Origin of the sequence: Paracoccus sp. MKU1, assembly GCF_001447385.1 — a bacterium.
GTDB lineage: Bacteria > Pseudomonadota > Alphaproteobacteria > Rhodobacterales > Rhodobacteraceae > Paracoccus.
Map to the genome: position 1 here is coordinate 18,121 of NZ_LLWQ01000220.1, position 19,434 is coordinate 37,554.

Annotated in this window: 21 protein-coding genes; 15 read left to right on the forward strand and 6 right to left on the reverse strand. The window is 68.5% G+C overall.

The features are described from left to right. Nucleotides 1-38 precede the first annotated feature (38 nt). The gene (locus tag AQY21_RS24670; protein ID WP_203416665.1) at nt 39-1,484 is read left to right on the forward strand and encodes an ammonium transporter; all 1,446 of its coding nucleotides are present in this window, start codon (nt 39-41) and stop codon (nt 1,482-1,484) included. A gap of 71 nt (nt 1,485-1,555) precedes the next feature. Here the strand turns inward: AQY21_RS24670 and AQY21_RS24675 are convergent, their stop codons facing one another. Continuing rightward, complete coding sequence (locus AQY21_RS24675; protein ID WP_058100234.1) at nt 1,556-2,557, reverse strand: polyprenyl synthetase family protein; 1,002 nt, start codon at nt 2,555-2,557, stop codon at nt 1,556-1,558. 75 nt (nt 2,558-2,632) lie between these two features. On the opposite strand from AQY21_RS24675, the gene AQY21_RS24680 reads away from it, so the two are divergent. Genes AQY21_RS24680 through AQY21_RS27230 form a run of 3 tightly spaced genes read left to right on the forward strand, consistent with a single transcriptional unit; the run spans nt 2,633 to nt 3,819 of the window. Continuing rightward, nucleotides 2,633-2,845 (forward strand): DUF2007 domain-containing protein, encoded by a 213-nt coding sequence (locus tag AQY21_RS24680; protein WP_058100235.1) that lies wholly within the window; start codon nt 2,633-2,635, stop codon nt 2,843-2,845. Next, nucleotides 2,838-3,596: a tRNA1(Val) (adenine(37)-N6)-methyltransferase gene (locus AQY21_RS24685; protein ID WP_058100236.1), complete on the forward strand. Its 759-nt coding sequence runs from the start codon at nt 2,838-2,840 to the stop codon at nt 3,594-3,596. Before AQY21_RS24680 ends, AQY21_RS24685 begins: the two co-directional genes overlap by 8 nt. Nucleotides 3,597-3,654: 58 nt before the next feature. Further along, entirely contained in the window at nt 3,655-3,819 is a 165-nt protein-coding gene (locus AQY21_RS27230) for a YdcH family protein (RefSeq protein ID WP_065169987.1), read from the forward strand. A 112-nt stretch (nt 3,820-3,931) separates the two neighbouring features. Here the strand turns inward: AQY21_RS27230 and AQY21_RS24690 are convergent, their stop codons facing one another. The 3 genes from AQY21_RS24690 to AQY21_RS24705 form a co-directional block, all read right to left on the reverse strand. Further along, nucleotides 3,932-4,657 (reverse strand): beta-ketoacyl-ACP reductase, encoded by a 726-nt coding sequence (locus AQY21_RS24690; protein ID WP_058100237.1) that lies wholly within the window; start codon nt 4,655-4,657, stop codon nt 3,932-3,934. Between the two features lie 87 nt (nt 4,658-4,744). Beyond that, complete coding sequence (locus AQY21_RS24695) at nt 4,745-5,920, reverse strand: acetyl-CoA C-acetyltransferase (RefSeq protein WP_058100238.1); 1,176 nt, start codon at nt 5,918-5,920, stop codon at nt 4,745-4,747. A gap of 282 nt (nt 5,921-6,202) precedes the next feature. Continuing rightward, nucleotides 6,203-6,997, reverse strand: a complete 795-nt coding sequence (locus AQY21_RS24705; RefSeq protein WP_058100240.1) for an EAL domain-containing protein — start codon at nt 6,995-6,997, stop codon at nt 6,203-6,205. A 101-nt stretch (nt 6,998-7,098) separates the two neighbouring features. Between AQY21_RS24705 and AQY21_RS24710 the strand changes: the two genes are divergently transcribed. Next, entirely contained in the window at nt 7,099-7,674 is a 576-nt protein-coding gene (locus tag AQY21_RS24710; protein WP_203416667.1) for a DNA-3-methyladenine glycosylase I, read from the forward strand. Here the strand turns inward: AQY21_RS24710 and AQY21_RS24715 are convergent. Beyond that, nucleotides 7,652-8,206 (reverse strand): TlpA disulfide reductase family protein, encoded by a 555-nt coding sequence (locus AQY21_RS24715; protein WP_058100242.1) that lies wholly within the window; start codon nt 8,204-8,206, stop codon nt 7,652-7,654. The two genes, AQY21_RS24710 and AQY21_RS24715, sit on opposite strands and share 23 nt — an antisense overlap. 22 nt (nt 8,207-8,228) lie before the next feature. On the opposite strand from AQY21_RS24715, the gene argH reads away from it, so the two are divergent. From argH to AQY21_RS24735, 5 genes are all read left to right on the forward strand, one after another. After that, the gene (argH, locus tag AQY21_RS24720) at nt 8,229-9,638 is read left to right on the forward strand and encodes an argininosuccinate lyase (RefSeq protein ID WP_058100243.1); all 1,410 of its coding nucleotides are present in this window, start codon (nt 8,229-8,231) and stop codon (nt 9,636-9,638) included. Beyond that, nucleotides 9,635-9,802 (forward strand): hypothetical protein, encoded by a 168-nt coding sequence (locus AQY21_RS29450; protein WP_203416655.1) that lies wholly within the window; start codon nt 9,635-9,637, stop codon nt 9,800-9,802. The genes argH and AQY21_RS29450 overlap by 4 nt, the downstream gene beginning before the upstream one ends. After that, nucleotides 9,783-10,058: a DUF2834 domain-containing protein gene (locus AQY21_RS24725; RefSeq protein ID WP_058100244.1), complete on the forward strand. Its 276-nt coding sequence runs from the start codon at nt 9,783-9,785 to the stop codon at nt 10,056-10,058. Before AQY21_RS29450 ends, AQY21_RS24725 begins: the two co-directional genes overlap by 20 nt. Continuing rightward, on the forward strand, nt 10,058-11,323 hold the full coding sequence (gene lysA / locus AQY21_RS24730) for a diaminopimelate decarboxylase (RefSeq protein ID WP_058100245.1): 1,266 nt from the start codon (nt 10,058-10,060) through the stop codon (nt 11,321-11,323). The genes AQY21_RS24725 and lysA overlap by 1 nt, the downstream gene beginning before the upstream one ends. A gap of 90 nt (nt 11,324-11,413) precedes the next feature. After that, complete coding sequence (locus tag AQY21_RS24735) at nt 11,414-13,948, forward strand: DUF4175 domain-containing protein (protein ID WP_058100246.1); 2,535 nt, start codon at nt 11,414-11,416, stop codon at nt 13,946-13,948. Between the two features lie 102 nt (nt 13,949-14,050). On the opposite strand, the gene AQY21_RS24740 is transcribed toward AQY21_RS24735, so the two are convergent. Continuing rightward, on the reverse strand, nt 14,051-15,076 hold the full coding sequence (locus AQY21_RS24740; RefSeq protein WP_058100247.1) for a zinc-ribbon domain-containing protein: 1,026 nt from the start codon (nt 15,074-15,076) through the stop codon (nt 14,051-14,053). 138 nt (nt 15,077-15,214) lie between these two features. Here AQY21_RS24740 and AQY21_RS24745 point away from each other — a divergent pair, with 138 nt between their 5' ends. The 5 genes from AQY21_RS24745 to AQY21_RS24765 all read left to right on the forward strand — a co-directional run bounded on the left by AQY21_RS24745 (nt 15,215) and on the right by AQY21_RS24765 (nt 19,393). Then, nucleotides 15,215-15,889: a cell division ATP-binding protein FtsE gene (locus AQY21_RS24745; protein WP_058100248.1), complete on the forward strand. Its 675-nt coding sequence runs from the start codon at nt 15,215-15,217 to the stop codon at nt 15,887-15,889. Further along, nucleotides 15,886-16,815: an ABC transporter permease gene (locus AQY21_RS24750; protein WP_058100249.1), complete on the forward strand. Its 930-nt coding sequence runs from the start codon at nt 15,886-15,888 to the stop codon at nt 16,813-16,815. Before AQY21_RS24745 ends, AQY21_RS24750 begins: the two co-directional genes overlap by 4 nt. Continuing rightward, entirely contained in the window at nt 16,815-17,594 is a 780-nt protein-coding gene (locus tag AQY21_RS24755; RefSeq protein ID WP_058100250.1) for a 1-acyl-sn-glycerol-3-phosphate acyltransferase, read from the forward strand. Before AQY21_RS24750 ends, AQY21_RS24755 begins: the two co-directional genes overlap by 1 nt. Before the next feature lie 111 nt (nt 17,595-17,705). Then, nucleotides 17,706-18,635: an ABC transporter ATP-binding protein gene (locus tag AQY21_RS24760; protein WP_058100251.1), complete on the forward strand. Its 930-nt coding sequence runs from the start codon at nt 17,706-17,708 to the stop codon at nt 18,633-18,635. Further along, nucleotides 18,632-19,393: an ABC transporter permease gene (locus AQY21_RS24765; protein WP_058100252.1), complete on the forward strand. Its 762-nt coding sequence runs from the start codon at nt 18,632-18,634 to the stop codon at nt 19,391-19,393. Before AQY21_RS24760 ends, AQY21_RS24765 begins: the two co-directional genes overlap by 4 nt. Nucleotides 19,394-19,434: the final 41 nt, after the last annotated feature.

Below are 19,434 nucleotides of genomic sequence, written 5' to 3' on the forward strand. Positions count from 1 at the left end.
GAACTGCTGCAACGCAGAAAGAAGGTGCAGGAAACATGATGAGACCTACCGCGATCAAACCCATGATCCCGGCGCTCGCCCTCCCGCTGATCGGGCTGGCGATCCCGGCCCTGGCGCAGGACGCCGAAGCCCCCGCGGCGACCGTCGAAGCCGTCGTCGAGGCCGTCGCGCCCATCGTCGACAAGGGCGACACGACCTGGATGATGATTTCGGCCATCCTGGTCATGGCCATGTCCATCCCGGGGCTGGCGCTGTTCTATGGCGGGCTGGTCCGGGCCAAGAACATGCTGTCGGTGCTGATGCAGGTCTTTACCATCTTCTGCGTCATGTCGATCCTGTGGGTCTGTTTCGGCTATTCGCTGGCCTTTACCGGCGCCGGCTCGGCCGAGGAGGCGACCTGGCTCACGCCCTTCATCGGCGGCTTCTCCAAGGCGTTCCTGGCGGGCGTCGATCCCTCGTCGCTGGCCGAGACCTTCACCACCAATGTCTATGTGCCGGAATATGTCTTCATCATCTTCCAGATGGCCTTTGCCTGCATCGCGCCAGCGCTGATCGTCGGCGCCACGGTCGAGCGGATGAAGTTCCAGGCCGTGCTGGCCTTCGTGGTGATCTGGTTCTTCTTCTCCTACCTGCCGATGGCCCATATGGTCTGGTGGTGGGGCGGCCCCTCGGCCTATGACGCGCCCGGCGGCTTCCTGTTCGGCCATGGCGACCTGGACTTCGCCGGCGGCACCGTCATCCATATCAACGCCGGAGTCGCTGGGCTGGTCGCCGCGCTGGTCGTCGGCCCGCGCCTCGGCTACGGCAAGGAGTTGATGGCGCCGCACAACCTGCCCTTTACCTTCCTGGGCGGCTGCCTGCTGTGGATCGGCTGGTTCGGCTTCAACGCCGGCTCGAACATGGAGGCCACCGGCACGGCCGCCATGGCGATCCTGAACACCACCGTCGCCACTGCCGCCGCCGCGCTGGCCTGGGCCTTTGGCGAATGGCTGTTCCGCGGCCATCCCTCGCTTCTGGGTGGGATCTCGGGGGCTATCGCCGGCCTCGTCGGCATCACGCCCGCCGCCGGTTTCGTCGGCCCGATGGGCGCCATCGTCATCGGCCTGGCCGCGGGCTTCCTGTGCATGTGGTTCGTCGTCAGCCTGAAGGCCAAGCTGGGCGTGGACGAGAGCCTGGACGTCTTCGGCATCCACGGCATCGGCGGCATCGTCGGCGCCATCCTGACCGGCGTCTTCGCGGCGCCCTCGCTGGGCGGCTCGGGCATCTACGACTATGCGACCGAGTCGGTCGCGGCCGGCTATGACATCGCCGGCCAGGTGATGACCCAGACGCTGGGCGTGATCGTGGCGGTGGTCTGGTCGGCGGTGGTCTCGTTCATCGCGCTGATGATCGTCAAGGCGGTGATCGGCCTGCGCGTCTCGGGCAATGACGAGCGGCAGGGTCTGGACGTCACCACCCATGGCGAGAACGCCTATAACAGCTGAGGCAGAACGTCAGGCAAAGGAAAAGCCCGGCAGATGCGCCGGGCTTTTTCATTTGCGCGCAGGCCGGCGGGTCAGGACAGGCGCGAGACCACGAAATCCGCCAGATCCGCCAGGATCCGGCGCAAGGGCTGGTCGGGCGCGGCCCGCAGCGCCGCCTTGGCGCGCTCGGCCCAGGCGATGGCATCGGCGCGTGCGTCCTCCAGCGCCTCGCGGCGGCGCAGGATCTCCAGCGCGGTGGCAAGGTCGGCCTCCTCTTGCCGGCCCTGGCCGATGGTCCGCTCCCAGAAGGCGCGCTCCACCGCGTCGGCTCGGGCGATGGCCTTGATGACCGGCAGGGTCAGCTTGCGCTCGCGGAAGTCGTCGCCCACGTTCTTGCCGATGGTCGTGGTCGAGCCGCCGTAATCCAGCAGGTCATCGACGATCTGGAAGGCGATCCCCAGCGCGTCGCCATAGTCGAACAGCGCCCGCTGCACCGCCGGATCGGCGCCGGCCACCACCGCGCCCGCCTCGGTCGCGGCCGAGAACAGCGCCGCGGTCTTGCCGCGCACGATCTGGATATAGGTGTCCTCGGTGGTCGAGACGTCCTGCGCGGCGGTCAGTTGCAGCACCTCGCCCTCGGCGATGGTGGCGCTGGCATTGGCCAGGATGCGCATGACCTGCATGCTGCCGGTATCGGCCATCAGCTGGAAGCTGCGCGCGAACAGATAATCGCCGACCAGCACGCTGGACTTGTTGTCCCACAGCAGGTTGGCCGTCGGCCGGCCGCGGCGCTGCTGGCTTTCATCGACCACGTCGTCATGCAGCAGGGTCGCGGTATGGATGAACTCGACCGCCGCGGCCAGCAGCACATGGCTGTCGCCCTGATAGCCGCACAGGCGCGATGCGGCCAGCACCAGCATCGGCCGCAGCCGCTTGCCGCCGGCCTCGACCAGATGCGCGGTCACCTCGGGAATGCGGGGGGCGTGGCGGCTGGCCATGCGCTCGCAGATCAGCGCATTGACCCGGTCCATATCCCCGGCGAGTTCGGCCGAAAGCCGGTCGAGCGGCTTGGAGACGTTTTCGTTCATGCCCATCAGCGATCCCCTTTCGCCGCCAGCCATTGCCATGCCATGGACACATGCGCAACAGCCGCGTAACTTTCCCGTGTCATGAAAGAGCTTCTGCGCACCACCGACCCGCTTCTCATCACCCGCGCCGCGGACCTTCTGGCGGCCGAGGGCATCCATTCTTTTCCGCTGGATCAGCATATGAGCGTGCTGGAAGGGTCGCTGGGCATCCTGCCGCGGCGGCTGATGGTGGCGGACCGCGACCTGTTCATGGCGCGCGCCATCCTGCGGGACAATCGCATCCATCATGACTGAGTTGCGCGAGGACGGGTTCCTCGGCGGCCGGCTGCGCATTGCCCAGCCCGCGCGCGGCTATCGGGCGGGGGCCGATGCGGTGATGCTGGCGGCGGCCTGCCCGGCGCGGGCGGGTGAATCGGTGCTGGAGCTGGGTTGCGGGGCAGGGGTGGCGATGCTTTGCCTGGGCGCAAGGGTGCCGGGCCTGCGGCTGGTGGGGTTGGAACTCCAGCCCGCCTATGCCGATCTGGCGCGGCGCAATGCCGCGGCCAATGCCATCGAGGCCGAGCTGCATGAGGGGGACCTGGCGCGGATGCCGGCCGCGCTGCGCGGCCAGAGTTTCGACCATGTCATCGCCAATCCGCCCTATTTCATCGGTGGTCCGCCGGCGCCGGATGCCGGCCGCGGCTGCGCCCGGCACGAGGCGACGCCGCTGCCGCTGTGGATCGAGGCCGCGCTGCGCCGCCTGCGGCCCGGCGGCCGGCTCACGCTGATCCAGCGCGCCGAACGGCTGGCGGCGATTCTGGCCGCACTTTCGGCCTCGGCCGGGGCGATCACGATCCTGCCAGTGGCGGCGCGCGAGGGGCGCGAGGCCGGGCGCGTGATCGTCTCTGCCCGCAAGGGCGCCCGGGCGCCGCTGCGCCTGCTTTTCCCCTTTGTCATGCATGCAAAACCGTCACATTCGGCCGATCAGGAGGACCTGACCGAGGCCGCGCAGGCGGTTTTGCGCGGGGGTGCGGCACTTTCGCTCGGGGGGCCGAATTTTCGGTGACAATATGACGAATCTGTGCTGCAATCCCTTGGTTCGATCAATCCAAGAGGAGGACGAAATGTCGGTTGAATCCCATGTGCAGGAGCTTCGCCGCAAACATCAGTCACTTTCGAGCGCCATCGAGGCCGCGCATCGCAGCCCCGGCACGGATGACCTCACCATCGCCCGGATGAAGAAGGAAAAACTTCGCCTCAAGGAAGAGATCACGCGCCTGTCGCATTGACCTGCGACCCGGGCGGGCCCGTCCCGCCCGAAGGCCACCTTCATGGAATGAGAAACGGCCCGCGACATCTCGCGGGCCGTTGCCATTTCAAGGTCTCGTCCGGTGTCTCGGCTCAGACGAAGAACTGGCCGCCATTCGCGCTGATGGTCGAGCCGGTGATGAAGCCGGCATCCTCCGAGGCCAGGAAGACGACGCAGCGCGCGATTTCCTCGGGCTCGCCCAGGCGGCCGACCGGGATCTGGGGGATGATGCGCTCGTTCAGCACCTTCTCGTCGATGGCGCGGACCATCTCGGTGCCGATATAGCCCGGGCAGATGGCGTTCACGGTGATGCCGGCGCGCGCGCCTTCCTGGGCCAGGGCCTTGGTGAAGCCCAGGTCGCCCGCCTTGGCCGCCGAATAGTTCGCCTGGCCGGCCTGGCCCTTCTGGCCGTTGATTGAGCTGATGTTGACGATGCGGCCGTATTTGCGGTCGCGCATGCCCGACCAGACCGGATGGGTCATGTTGAACAGGCCGGTCAGGTTGGTGTCGATGACCTCTTTCCACTGCTGTGGGGTCATCTTGTGGAACATCGCGTCGCGGGTGATGCCGGCATTGTTGACCAGCACGGCGATGGGGCCGAGTTCTTCCTCCACCTGCTTGATGCCCGCCGCGCAGGCATCGTAATCCGCCACCGACCATTTGTAGGTCTTGATGCCGGTCTCCTCGGTAAAGGCGCGGGCGGCATCATCATTGCCGGCATAGTTCGCGGCGACCGTAAAGCCGGCCTCCTTCAGCGCTTTCGAAATCGCCGCACCGATGCCGCGCGAGCCGCCGGTCACAAGGGCCACTTTTGCCATTTCTCGTCCCCCTTTTGAAAATGGTCTTGAAATTGTGTTACCGAACCGTGCCGGCGCGCGCAAGATAGTTGCGTGCGCCTTTTTCGATCAGGGACGTTCCAGGCACATGGCGACGCCCATGCCGCCGCCGATGCACAGCGTGGCCAGGCCCTTCTTCGCGTCGCGGCGCTGCATTTCGAACAGCAGCGTGTTCAGGATGCGGCAGCCCGAGGCGCCGATGGGATGGCCGATCGCGATGGCGCCGCCGTTCACGTTCACGATCGAGGGGTCCCAGCCCATGTCGCGGTTGACGGCGATGGCCTGGGCGGCAAAGGCCTCGTTCGCCTCGACCAGGTTCAGGTCGCCCACCGACCAGCCGGCCTTTTCCAGCGCCCTGCGGCTGGCCGGGATCGGGCCCGAGCCCATGATCTGCGGATCGACGCCGGCGGTCGCGTAGGAGGCGATGCGGGCCAGCGGGGTCAGGCCGCGGCGGGCGGCCTCGTCCTCGGTCATCACCAGCACGGCGGCGGCGCCGTCGTTCAGGCCCGAGGCGTTGGCGGCAGTGACGGTGCCGTCCTTGCTGAAGGCTGGGCGCAGCTTTTCCATCGCCTCCAGCGTGGCGCCGTGACGGATATATTCGTCGGCATCGACCACGGTGTCGCCCTTGCGGGTCTTGATCGTCACCGGCACGATCTCGTCGGCGAATTTCCCGGCCTTCTGCGCCGCTTCGGCCTTGTTCTGCGAGGCCACGGCGAATTCGTCCTGCTCGGCCCGGGTGATGCCCCATTTCCCGGCGACGTTCTCGGCCGTAGTGCCCATGTGATAGTCGTGGAAGGCGTCCCAGAGCCCGTCCTTGATCATGGTGTCGAGCATCTTCATGTCGCCCATCTTCTGCCCGCTGCGGATATAGGCGGCATGCGGTGCCAGCGACATCGATTCCTGGCCGCCTGCCGCGACCACCCTGGCGTCGCCCAACAGCACCTGCTGCGCCGCCAGCGCGACCGAGCGCAGGCCCGAGCCGCAGACCTGGTTGAGCACCCAGGCCGCCGATTCCTGCGGATAGCCGGCCTTAATATGCGCCTGGCGGCCGGGGTTCTGGCCCTGGCCGGCGGTCAGTACCTGGCCCAGGATGGTTTCGGACACTTCGGAAGGATCGACGCCGGCCCGTTCGACAATGGCTTTCAGCACGATGGCGCCAAGCTCATGCGCGGGCAGGTTCGCATAAGACCCCAGAAAACTGCCGACGGGGGTGCGGGCGGCAGAAACGATTACGGCTTTGGTCATGACAGGTTCCCTCCTGATCCGAGACGCTCGGTACACGCAGACGTTTGCCGTTTCGTTACCCGAGGTCAAGCGGACTTGGCGGCATTCCGGGCGCGGGGCCGGCCAGGTCGTTCGGCTTGTGCAGGGCCTCGCGCAGACCGACCGGACGGTCGAGGCATTCCGCCCGCCCCGGCGATGCGGCCTCCCGGTGCGGCGCCGGAGAGGGGGGCGGGAGGCGGCGGGAGATTTCTACCTTGGGGCGAATCGCGCTCAACTCCGCCGGGCTGCCGAGTTGGGGGATTTCTAGGGCGGCACGATGGTCGGCGCGCCGAAGTAATAGCCTTGCAGGCAGTCGATGCCCATGTCGATCAGGAAGGCGGCGTCATCTGCCGTCTCGACCGATTCCGCCACCGTGAACATGTCGAAATGATGCGCGATGGATTGCAGGGCGCGGGCCAGGACCTGGTTGTCGCGCTGCATGGCGATGTCCCGGACGAACTGGCCGTCGATCTTGATCATGTCGAAGCAGAAATCGCGCAGATAGCGGAACGACGTATAGCCGGCGCCGAAATCGTCCAGCGCGAAGCTGACGCCCTGGGCCTGCAACTCCTGCATGAATTGCCCGACCAGTTCGGGCATGCCCATGGCCGAGCTTTCGGTGATCTCCAGGATCAGCCGCTCGGCAATGCTCACGTCCCCGGCAATGCCGTCGCGCAATGTCCGCAGCCAGGCGGGATAGCCGATGGAGCGCGCCGACATGTTGACCGACAGCCGCAGCGAGGGTTCTTCGGCCAGCGATTTCAGGCCAAGCGACAACGACAGGCAGTCGATCTGCCGCCCCAGTTCGGTCGTCTCGGCCAGCGGCAGGAAATCGCGCAGCGGCACGATGCGTCCGGTTTCGTCGATGATTCGGATCAGCCCCTCATGGAAGGCGGCATGGTCGGTGCGATCCGCCTGCACCACCGGCTGATAGGCCAGGACGGCGTCACCGCGCGTCACCGCCCGCCGCACCGTTGCCATTGTCACCCGCGACTGCTGATCGACGGCGAAATCCAGCGGAGAACCCAATTTCTGTCGCGAATCAATATGGTCGGTCATGCCAAGACTCCTGTCATTGGCGGCACTCTGGCGATCATGTCCTAAGATCGCGTAAACTGGACCCGCTTTCTCGACTCGAGGTTAACCGACCCTTGCCCGATATGACCGAACGCTGCGCCTGGTGCGGCTCCGACCCGCTTTATGTCGCCTATCACGACCATGAATGGGGCGTGCCGGAATACGATCCGCGTGCGCTTTGGGAAAAGCTGGTGCTGGACGGTTTCCAGGCCGGGCTGAGCTGGATCACCATCCTGCGCAAGCGCGAGGCCTTCCGCGAGGTCTTCGACGGCTTCGACCCCGAGCGCGTCGCCTCCTGGGGCGAGCCGGAGATCGCCCGCGCCCTGCAAAACCCCGGCATCATCCGCCATCGCGGCAAGATCGAAGCCGCCGTCAAGGGCGCCCGGCTGTTTCTGGAGATCGAGGCGGGCGAGGGGTTCTCGCCCTTCATCTGGTCCTTCGTCGGCGGCCGGCCGATCCAGAATCATTTCACCAGCATGGGCCAGGTCCCCGCCAAGACGCCGGCATCCGAAGCCATGGCCAAGGCCTTGAAAAAGCGCGGCTTCAACTTCTGCGGCCCGGTGATCACCTATGCGTTCATGCAGGCCTGCGGGTTGGTCAACGACCACATGACCCATTGCCCCTGCCACGCCCGCGTCAAGGCGCTGTCGCCTGCCTGATCAGTTCCTTGGCCGCCTCCGAGGACCAGTCGGCGCCGCCGATCAGCCGGGCGATCTCGTTGCCGTCGCGGTCGATCAGCACGGTGACCGGCATGCCCATGACGCCCATCTCGCGCGCCAGTTGCTGGCGCGGGTCGAGATGCACGGGCAGGCGGGTGATGTTTTCCTCGTCCAGGAATTTCTTCACCGCTGGCGGGGGATTGTGGCCGGCGGCGATGGCGACCACCGCGAAATCCTCGCCGCCCATCTCGGCCTGCAAGGCGTCGAGCGAGGGCATTTCCTCGCGGCAGGGCGCGCACCAGGTCGCCCAGAAATTCAGCAGCACCACCTTGCCCTTCCAGTCGGCCAGGCTATGCGTGCCGCCCTCGGGATCGGTGAAGGTCGTGGCCGGCACCGGGGTCGGATCGGTCCGCACCAGCTTGGCCAGCCCGCCGTCATGCGCGGCCTGCCAGTCGATTTCGCCGGCAAATGCCGGGTCGAAACCCGCATTTGCACCGATCAGCAGCGCCGTATAAAGAACCAGCCAACGCATTCCACCCCCCGAAGGACAAGTCATGACCGAGCAGCCCAGCACCGCCAACCAGATGTGGGGCGGACGTTTCGCCGCAGGCCCGGACGCGATCATGGAGGCGATCAACGCCTCGATCGGCTTCGACCAGCGGCTCTATGCCCAGGACATCCGGGGCAGCCGCGCCCATGCGGCGATGCTCGCCGCACAAGGCATCATCAGCACTAGCGATGCCGAGGCCATCGGGGAAGGGCTGCTCACGGTCTTGTCAGAGATCGAGAAGGGCGACTTTCCCTTTTCGACCGCGCTGGAAGACATCCACATGAACGTGGAATCGCGGCTGAAGGAGATCGTCGGCGAGCCGGCGGGGCGGCTGCACACGGCGCGTTCGCGCAACGACCAGGTGGCGACCGATTTCCGGCTCTGGGTACGCGACCAATGCGACGCGGCCATCGCCGGGCTGGACGCGCTGATCCGCGCCACTTTGTCGCAGGCCGAGAGGGGCGCGGATTGGGTCATGCCCGGCTTTACCCATCTGCAAACCGCCCAGCCGGTGACCTGGGGCCATCATATGATGGCCTATGTCGAGATGTTCGGTCGCGATCTGTCGCGTTTCCAGGACGCACGCAAGCGGATGAACGAATCGCCCCTGGGGGCGGCGGCGCTGGCAGGCACCGGCTTTCCCATCGACCGCGAGGCGACGGCCCGGGCGCTGGGTTTCGAGCGGCCGATGGCGAACAGCCTGGATGCGGTCAGCGACCGGGATTTCGCGCTGGAATACCTGTCGTCGGCCGCGATCTGTGCCGTCCACCTGTCGCGGCTGGCCGAGGAACTGGTGATCTGGTCCTCGGCCCAGTTCCGCTTCGTGACCATGTCGGACCGATTCTCGACCGGCTCGTCGATCATGCCGCAGAAGAAGAACCCCGACGCGGCCGAGCTGATCCGCGCCAAGATCGGCCGCATCCTGGGTGCGGCGGTGGCGCTGTTCGTGGTGATGAAGGGCCTGCCCTTGGCCTATTCCAAGGACATGCAGGAGGACAAGGAGCAGGTCTTCGACGCCGCCGACAACCTGATGCTGGCGCTGGCGGCGATGACCGGGATGCTGTCGGATCTGACCGCGAACCGCGAGCGGCTGGAGGCGGCGGCGGGCTCGGGCTTCTCGACCGCGACCGACCTGGCCGACTGGCTGGTGCGCGAGGCCGGACTGCCCTTCCGCGAGGCGCATCACGTCACCGGCGCGCTGGTCGCCCTGGCCGAGAAGGCCGGGATCGACCTGCCGGAATTGACGCTGGAGCAGATGCAATCGGTCCATCCGGCGATCACGGCGGATGTCTATAACGTGCTGGGCGTGCATAACTCGGTCGCCTCGCGCATGAGCTATGGCGGCACCGCGCCGGCGCAGGTCCGGGCCCAGATCGCCCGCTGGAAAGAAAAACTGGAGGAGAAATCCGTATGACGCAGCATCTGCTTCTGGCCGCTTTCGCACTGATCCTGGCAAGTCTTGCCGCCTGCGGCGTCGACGGCGCCCCGACCCGTCCCGAGCCCGCCCGCGAAACCGTCCCGGAACCCGGCGTGCATATCAGCGGCGAGGCGCGTTTCGGTGTCATCACGCAGCTCTGAGCTGACGCCGTTGCGGCTGGTCTGGGTGGGGCTTGCCCTGGCAGGCCTGGCTCTGGCGCTGTGGCGGGGCGAGACGCTTTGGCAGGGCGCCCGGGCAACGGAACTGGTGGCGCAAGCCGTGCTGGCGCTCTGGTGCCTGATCGAGACCATGCTGCGCCGCAACTGGGCGGCCCTGCTGACTTTGCCGGCGCTGGCGCTGGGGATCGGCTTTGCGCTGCCGCTTTATCTGTTCATCCGCTCTCGCAGGATCACCTGATGGATCACTTCAACTATGTCGATGGCTGGCTGCATGCCGAGGAGGTGCCGCTGGCCCGCATCGCGGCCGAGGTCGGCACCCCGGTCTATGTCTATTCCACCGCCACGCTGACCCGGCATTTCAAGCTGTTCCAGCAGGCGCTGGCATGGACCGATCACCTGGTCTGCTTTGCGGTCAAGGCGAACTCGAACATCGCGGTGCTGAAGCTGCTTGGCGATCTGGGCGCGGGCATGGATATCGTCTCGGCCGGTGAATATGCCCGGGCGCGGGCGGCGGGCGTGCCGGGCGAGCGGATCGTGTTTTCCGGCGTCGGCAAGACCGAGCCGGAGATGCGCATGGCGCTGGCGGGCGGCATCCGCCAGTTCAACGTCGAATCCGAGCCCGAGCTGGAACTGCTGTCGCGCGTGGCAAGCTCGATGGGGATCGAGGCGCCGATCGCCGTGCGGGTGAACCCGGATGTGGACGCCAAGACGCATGAAAAGATCGCCACCGGCAAGTCCGAGAACAAGTTCGGCATCCCCATCGCGCGGGCGCGCGAGGTCTATGCCCATGCCGCGCGCCTGCCCGGCATCCGGGTGGTCGGCATCGACATGCATATCGGCAGCCAGTTGACCGATCTGGAGCCCTATCGGCTGGCCTATGCCAAGATGGCCGAGCTGACCCGGGCGCTGCGCGCCGACGGGCATGCGATCAGCCGGCTCGACATGGGCGGCGGCCTGGGGATTCCCTATCGGCGCGACAACAACGCCCCGCCCTTGCCGATCGAATACGGCCAGGTGATTCGCGATGCGGTGGGCGACCTGGGCTGCGAGATCGAGATCGAGCCGGGCCGCAACATCGCCGGCAATGCCGGGATCCTGCTTGCCTCGGTGATCTATCTGAAGCAGGGCGAGGGGCGGGATTTCCTGATCCTCGACGCGGCGATGAACGACCTGATCCGGCCGGCGATGTATTCGGCGCATCACGACATCGTCCCGGTGCGCGAGCCGGCGCCGGGGGCGGAGGTCGCGCCGCATGACGTGGTCGGCCCGGTCTGCGAGACCGGCGACACCTTCCAGAAGGCGGTCGAGCTGCCGGCGCTGGGGCCTGGCGACCTGGTGGCGCTGCGCTCGGCCGGGGCCTATGGGGCGGTGATGGCCTCGGAATACAATTCCCGGCCGCTGGTGCCCGAGGTTCTGGTCAGCGGCGATCAATTCGCCGTCATTCGGGCGCGGCCGACGCTTGAGGAAATGCTGGGACGCGATACCATCCCGGAATGGCTCTGATCGCTCATTCCCGCGCCGTCGCGGCCGGGGGTTTCACACCCCCGGGCCCCCGTGGGATATTTGTCCACGGAAGAACGAAGGGGCGGGGCCGTGGACCCAGGTGAGCCGCACCGAATTCGCTGGGCGGTCGGGCTGACCCGCACCGGCATGTGGTGGGAGGCGCTGGCCGCGGCCTTCTGGCCTTTGGGCGTGTTGCTGGCGCTGGTGCTGGCGGCGCTGGCCTTTGGCGTGACCGATCTTTTCTCCTCGCGGGCGCTGATCTGGCTGATGGGCCTTGTGGCCCTGGCCGCCGTGCTGGCCTTCGGCTGGGGGGTGCGGCGGTTCCGCCGGCCCTCGGCCGCGGCGGCGCGGCTGCGGGTCGACCTGACCCTGCCCGGGCGGCCGCTTTCGGCCCTGCGCGACCGTCTGGCCGTGGGGGCCGGGGATGGCGGCGCGGATGCGCTGTGGCGGGCGCATCTGGCGCGGATGGAGCGGGCGGCCGCAGCCGCGCGCCCGGTCGCCCCGGATGCGCGGCTGCGCTGGCGCGATCCGGTCGCCTTGCGGCTGGTCGGCATGGTGGCGCTGGTCATGGCGCTGATTTTCGCGCCCGCGGGACAGCTGGGACAGGGCCTCGCCGCGCTGGGTGCGACCTTCCGCCCCACGCCCGAGGCCCGGTCCGGCGCCGAGGCCGGTCCCTCCTGGGAGGGCTGGGCCGAGCCCCCCGCCTATACCCGCCGCCCGACGCTTTATCTGAACGCCCTGCCCCAGGGGCAGCGGCTGGAGCTGCCCAAGGGTTCGAAGCTGAGCTTCCGGCTTTACGGCGAGGGCGCCGAGATCGCGCAGGACATCGGCGCGGCGGTGCCGGGCGGCGAGCCTTCGGCGCCGGAGTTCATGGCCGAGCGTGACGGGGTGATCGAGGTCGCGGGGCGGCGTTTCGAGGTGACCGTGCTGCCCGATGCCGCGCCGGTGGTGGCGCCCGGCAAGGCGCCCGAGCGGCGCGCCGATGGCCGGCTGGTGCAGGAATTCACCGCCAGCGACGATAACGGCATCGCGGCGGGGCAGGCGGTCATCATGCTGGACCTGGATGCGGTGGACCGCCGCTTTGGCCTGGCCCTCGACCCCGAGCCGCGCGAGGCGGTGGAATTGGACCTGCCGTTGCCTGCGACCGGCAGCCGCAAGCAGGTCCGCGGCCGGTTGGTCGGCGACCTGTCGCGCCACCCCTGGGCCAACCTGCCGGTGACCATCTCGCTGAAGGTCGAGGACGGGATCGAGCAGCAGGGCGTCTCGGCCCCGATGCGCATGGTCTTGCCGGGGCGGCGCTTCTTCGACCCGCTGGCGGCGGCGCTGATCGAGGTCCGGCGCGACCTGCTGTGGTCGCGCGACAATGCCGCCCGCAGCGCCGAGCTGCTGCGTGCGGCGAGCTGGCAGCCCGAGGGTTTCATGGACGAGGCGCTTTTCAACGGTTTGCGGGGCGCCATCGGCACGCTGGAATCCGGCAACCTGAACGAAGACCTGAACGAAGAGGCGCGCAACAAGCTGGCGCAGTTGCTGTGGGATGCCGCCGTGGCGCTGGAGGATGGCGGGCTGGCCGATGCGCTGGAGCGGATGCAGCAGGCGCAGGAGCGGCTGAGCGAGGCGATCCGCAACGGCGCCAGTCCCGACGAGATCCAGCGGTTGATGGACGAGTTGAAACAAGCCACCGACGAGTACCTGGACATGCTGGCCCAGCAGCAGGGCGAGGACCCGGCCGAGCGCTTCGACCGCTCGCCCCAGAACCGCCAGCAGATCACCGGCGACCAGATCCAGCAGATGATGGACGAGATCCAGCGCCTGATGAACGAAGGCCGCATGGCCGAGGCGCAGGAGCTGCTGGAGCAGTTCAACCGCATGATGCAGAACCTGCGCGTGACGCAATCCGAAGGCGGCGAGGGCGGCCGCCAGCGGCCGATGAACCGGCTGGCCGAGACCCTGCGCGATCAGCAGAAGCTGGCCGACGAGGCGATGCGCCAGATGCAGGATCGGTTCGGCCAGTGGCAGCCGGATGGCCAGCAGGACCAGGAAGGCCAGGGCGAGGAGGGCCAGGGCAACCAGCAACTTGCCGACCGCCAGCGTGAGCTGCGCGAGGATCTGGGCCGCCAGCGTGGGTTGCTGCCCGGCCGCGGCACGCCGCAGGGCGAGGAGGCGGGGCGCCAGCTCGACGAGGCCGGCCGCGCCATGGAAGAGGCCGAGCAGGCGCTGCGCGAGGGTGATGCCGCCGGCGCGATGGAGCGCCAGGCCCAGGCCATCCAGTCCATGCGCGAGGGGATGCGGGCGCTAGGCGACATGATGGCGCAGGACCAGCAGCGGGGCCAGGACGGCCAGCCGCAGCAGGGCGGGCAGGAGAGCGGCCCCGAGGGGCCTTCGGGCGATCCGCGTGGCCAGCGCGGGCTGGCGCAGCCCTATGACCGGCGGCCGCAGACCGATCCGCTGGGCCGGGCGCTGTCGGGCGACGGCGGCTCGATCACCTCGGGCGATCCGCTGGCCGAGGGCGGCGATCCCTCGCGCAAGGCCCGCGAATTGCAGGACGAGATTCGCCGGCGCAGCGGCGAACGCGAACGGCCGCGCGACGAGCGCGATTATCTGGGCCGGCTGCTGGAGAATTTCTGATCCCGACCCCTGCGGCCGAAAACCGGTCCCGGAGCGGAGCGGCTTGGGGAGCGGCATGACAGCGGTGCGGCGCGGCAAGGGTTTCCGAATAGGCCCGCGGGCCTATTCGCCCAGGATGCGGTCATGCAGCCAGAGCCGGCCGAGGTCGATCTGCCGGCGCCATTCGGCGAGCCAGCTGCCGCCCTCTTCGGCGGGGATCTGCGGTGCCAGCGCATAGAGGACGACCACCCCCAGCGCCAGCATGGCGGCAAGGCCGAAGCCCGAGGCATAGCCCGTCCGCCGCGGTGACGACGGCACGAGGGCGGGCACCGGTGCCTCGCGGGGCGGGGCGTCGGCGGCCTTGCGAGGCGGCTGGCCCTCTGGTGCCGCTTCCGGTGCGGCGGGACGGATCAGCGCGGCGGCGGGTGCGGGCGATTCCTCGGCTTCGGGCGCGGGATCGGGCCGCGGCGGGGCCGCGCGCGTCAACGTCGCCGCCAGTTCCTCGGCATCGGGGAGGGCGGGGATGATCGGCTCGGGCCGGTCGGGCGGCGAGGATTCCTCCGTCGTGCCGGGCAGCGGACCAGGCCGAGTGGCCACAGCCTCGGGCGCTTCGGGCTCGGGCTGCGGGGGCGGACTGCCGGAGGACGCCGCCTTGGCATCGGTCGCGGCCGGTGAGGGCGTCTGGGCGTGGGCGTGAACCGGCTCTGCCGGGGCGGAGGTTTCGGTCACCGTGGTCGCGGGCCAGTCGATTGCGGGCCGGGGCGCCGCATCGCCGTCACCGGCGGGCGCCGGCTCGCTGGGCTGCCGCGCGTCGTCCGGGGCCGGCGGCGGCGTTTCGGCCACCGGCGTCGCGGGAATGTGATCGGCGGCGGGCGGGCGCGCTTCCGTCTCGCGGGCGCGCAATTCGCGGGCGGCTTCTTCGCGCAGGATGGCCAGCACCGATTCGTCCAGAGGCCGGCTCAGCACCGGACGCGCCTCGGGGTCGTAGGGGCTGCGCGGGCCGGCTCCGGCCGGCGAGGCGGATTTTTCCAGCCCCGGCTGGCGCCAGACATGGCCGCAGGCCGAGCATTCGACCTCGCGCCCCGAGGCGGGAATGGCGGATTCCGCGATCTCGTATTGGGCTGCGCAGCGGGGGCAGGTCAGGCGCATGGGCAGGTCTTTCGGCTCCGGTCGGGGGTGGTTTCGATCATGCGGGCGTCTCGCATTCGCCGCGCGACTGTTCTATCAAGCCACGAACCGCGCGCCAAGCAGCCCGCTCGGAAAGACCCGTTCAGAAGGGGACGACCAGTGATCGAGATGCAGAACCTGTCCTTCGGTTACAGCGGCAATGATCCGCTGCTGGCCGATATGTCGCTGACGCTTCAGCCGGGTTCCTTCCATTTCCTGACCGGTCCCTCGGGTGCGGGCAAGACCACCTTCCTGCGGCTCTGCTATGCCGACCTGCTGCCGAGCGCCGGGCGGATGACGGCCTTCGGCCAGGACGTGCGGGGGCTGTCGCGCGACGGCATCGCCGGGCTGCGCCGCCGGGTGGGGGTGGTGCATCAGGACACGCAATTCCTCGACCACCTGCCGGTGGCGGAGAACATCGCCCTGCCGCTGCTGGTCTCGGGCGAGCAGGTGGACATGCCGGCTTTGGGCGAGCTGCTGGCCTGGGTGCAGCTCTCTGGCCATGCCCGTGCCATGCCGCCGGAACTGTCGGGGGGCGAACGGCAGCGCGCCGCGCTGGCCCGCGCCGTCATCATGTCGCCCGACCTGATCCTGGCGGACGAGCCGACCGGCAACCTGGACTGGGACATGTCGATGCGGCTGCTGCAACTGTTGATCGAGCTGAACCGCTCGGGCAAGGCGGTGCTGATCGCGACGCATGACCTGAACCTGATCCGCGCCGCCAAGCAGCAGGTGCAGGCGCGGGTGCTGCGCATCGCGGGCAAGAGGCTGCAACTGGCGGGGGCGGACCTGTGAAGAAAGCCGATCTGAAATCGCTCGACCTGGCGACTCTGTGGCGCGGGCTGACCCGGCCCGACCCGGCGGGAACGGACCGCGTGGTGCCGCCGACCGGCTTCACCGCGCAGCTGACGGTGTTCTCGGCCGCTGCCATGGCCTTCCTGGCGGTCTTTGCGCTGGCCCTGGCGCTGGCCACCGGCCGGCTGGCGGAGCGCTGGTCGACCGAGCTGGCCCAGACCGTGACCGTGCGCATCTCGGCCCCCGAGGACCAGATCGACGAGCAGACCGTGACGGTGATGGAGGCGCTGAAGACCACCCCCGGCATCGTCGAGGCCCGGCTCTTGCCCGATGACGAGGTGGAAAAACTGCTGGAACCCTGGTTCGGCCCGGATGTCCCGGTCGAGGCGCTGCCGGTGCCGCGCCTGATCGAGATCACCGAGGCCACCGAGGGCTTCGACGCCGAGGCGCTGCGCCTGCGGCTTCAGGGCGAGGCGCCGGGCGCGGTGCTGGACGACCATACCCGCTGGCGCCAGCCGCTGGTCTCGGCGGCGAACCGGCTGCGGGTGCTGGGCCTCGTCTCGCTGCTGCTGATCGGCGCGGCTTCTGGCGCCATGATCACGCTGGCGGCCAAGGCGGCGCTGGCGGCGAACGGGCAGGTGATCCGCGTCCTGCGCCTGATCGGGGCGCGCGACATCACCATCGCCACCGCCTTCGTGCGCCGCTTCACCCGCCGCGCCGCCATGGGTGCGGCCGGGGGCACGGCGCTGGGGATGGGGGCGATCTGGGCGCTGCCCTCGATGGATCAGGCGGGAAGCTTCCTGACCGGGCTGGGGTTTCAGGGCTGGGGCTGGCTCTGGCCGCTGCTGATTCCGCCGGTTGCCGCGGCGATCGGTTTCGGCGCCACCCGCTGGGCGGCGCTGAAGATGCTGCGCGAGGTGCGCTGATGAGCGCCTATCACCCGCGCCCGGGCTCGGTCCTCGATTGGCCGCGCGCGGTGGCCTATTACCTTTACGCGGCGCTGGTGACCTTCGTGCTGGGACTGTGGGGCCTGCCGCAGGTGCTGGTCCATCCCGAGCGCGCGCATCGCGTGGCCAGCCTGTGGCTGGACCAGATGCTGGGCGCGGCGCGGGTCATCCTGGGCGTGCGCATCGAATATCGCGGCACTCCGCCTGCCGGCGACTGCATCGTCGCCTCGAAACATCACAGCTTTCTCGACATCCTGGCGCTGGCCCGCGCCTGCCCGCGCCGTGCCTTCGTGATGAAGCGCGAGGTGCTGCGCGTGCCGATCATGGGCTGGTTCGCCCGCAAGGTCGGCTGCATCCCCATCGACCGCGCACGCGGCAAGGAGGCGATGAAGCAGATCATCGCCGGCATCGAGGCTGCCCGCGCCCGTCCCGAAGGTCTTGGCCAGCTCATCATCTATCCCGAGGGTACCCGCACGCGGCCGGGCCATAAGCTGCCCTACAAGCACGGCGCCGGCACGATCCAGCGCGCGACCGGCCTGCCGATCCATCCGGTGGCGGTGAATTGCGGGCTGTTCTGGCCCAAGCGCGGCATCCCGATCCGCGGCGGCACGGCGGTGGTCGAGTTCCTGCCGCCGATCTCCGCCGGTCAGCGTTCGGGCGCGGTGATGGACCTGCTGGAGGAGCGGATCGAGGCCGCCAGCGACCGCCTGCTGGCCGAGGCCGGCGGCCTGCCCGCGACGGCCGCGCCGGCGGCGTGACGCAAGGGCAGGCGCGCGGAGACGGCGTTTTCGGCATTGCACCCGCCTGCGGTTGCGGTCCAACCTGCCCGGCGGATTCGCGGGCCTTGGGGGCCGAAACAGGAGGACGGGATGCGTCCGATCATCGACATCGACCAAGTTTCCAAACGCTACGGCAGCGGCACGGTGGCGCTGAATCACGTGTCGCTGCAAATCGAGGAGGGCGAGATCCTGGCGCTGCTGGGTCCGAACGGCGCGGGCAAGACCACGCTGATCTCGATCATCTGCGGCCTGGTGGTTCCGACCGATGGCACGGTGCGCGTCGGCGGCCATGACATCCGCAAGGACTGGCGCGCGGCCAGAAAGCTCATCGGCCTCGTCCCGCAGGAGATCGCGCTGGAGCCCTTCGAGAAGGTCATCGACTGCGTGCGCTTTACCCGCGGGCTCTATGGCGAGCCCCCGGACGATGCCTATATCGAGCAGTTGCTGCGCAGCCTGGCGCTGTGGGACAAGCGCGAGGCCAAGACGCGCGAGCTGTCGGGCGGCATGAAGCGGCGGGTGCTGATCGCCAAGGCGCTGTCGCACCGCCCCAAGGTGCTGTTCCTGGACGAACCCACCGCTGGAGTGGATGTCGCGCTGCGGCGCGAGATGTGGCAGGTGGTGCGCGCATTGCGCGCCGAGGGCGTGACCATCATCCTGACCACGCATTACCTGGAAGAAGCCGAGGACATGGCCGACCGCATCGGCGTCATCAACCGGGGCGAGTTGCTGCTGGTCAAATCCAAGAACGAGCTGATGGGCGAATTCGGCAAGAAGCACCTGACCGTCTCGCTTTACGAACCGCTGGCGACGCTGCCCGCCGAACTGGCCGGGCGCGGGCTGACGTTGTCCGCCGACGGGCGAGAGCTGGGCTATGCCTACGACACCCGGGCCGAGCGCACCGGCATCGCGCATCTGCTGGCCGAACTGGCCGAACGCGGCATCGCCGTGCGCGACGTCTCGACCAAGCAGAGCAGCCTCGAAGAGATCTTCATGTCGCTGGTCGAGGAGGAAACCGCATGAACTGGCGTTCCGCCCGCGCCGTCTTCGAGCATGAGATGGCGCGGTTTTTCCGCACGATCTGGCAGTCTCTGGCCTCGCCGGTGCTGTCCACGGTGCTTTACTTCGTCGTGTTCGGCGCGGCCATCGGCGGGCGCATCCAGGCGGTCGAGGGCGTGGCCTACGGCGCCTTCATCGTGCCGGGGCTGATGATGCTGACCGTGTTGCAGCAATCGGTGGCCAATGCCAGCTTCGGTATCTATTTTCCCAAATTCGCCGGCACGATCTATGAGATCCTCGTCGCGCCGACCGGCTGGATCGAGGTCACGCTGGGCTTCGTCGGCGCCGCCGCCGCCAAGGCGGTGATGATCGCGCTGGTGATCCTCCTGACCAGCTTCTGGTTCACCGGGGTCCATATCGCGCATCCGTTCTGGATGCTGGCCTTTCTGCTGCTGACGGCCATCGCCTTTTCGCTTCTGGGCTTCATCATCGGCCTTTGGGCGAAGAATTTCGAGCAGTTGCAGATCGTGCCGATGATGGTCATCACGCCGCTGGTGTTCCTGGGCGGCGCCTTCTACTCGGCCTCGATGTTGCCGCCCTTCTGGGAGGGTGTCGCCAAGCTCAATCCGGTGCTCTACCTGATCTCGGGCTTCCGCTGGAGCTTTTTCGGCTTTGCCGACGTGCCAGTCGGGCTGTCGCTCGCGGCGGTCGCGCTGATGATCCTGGTCTGCATGGGCGCGATCCGCTGGATCTTCCTGACCGGCTGGCGGCTGCGCGAGTGACCGCGCCTACAGGGTGCGTTCAGGGGCACCCTAATAGGCGC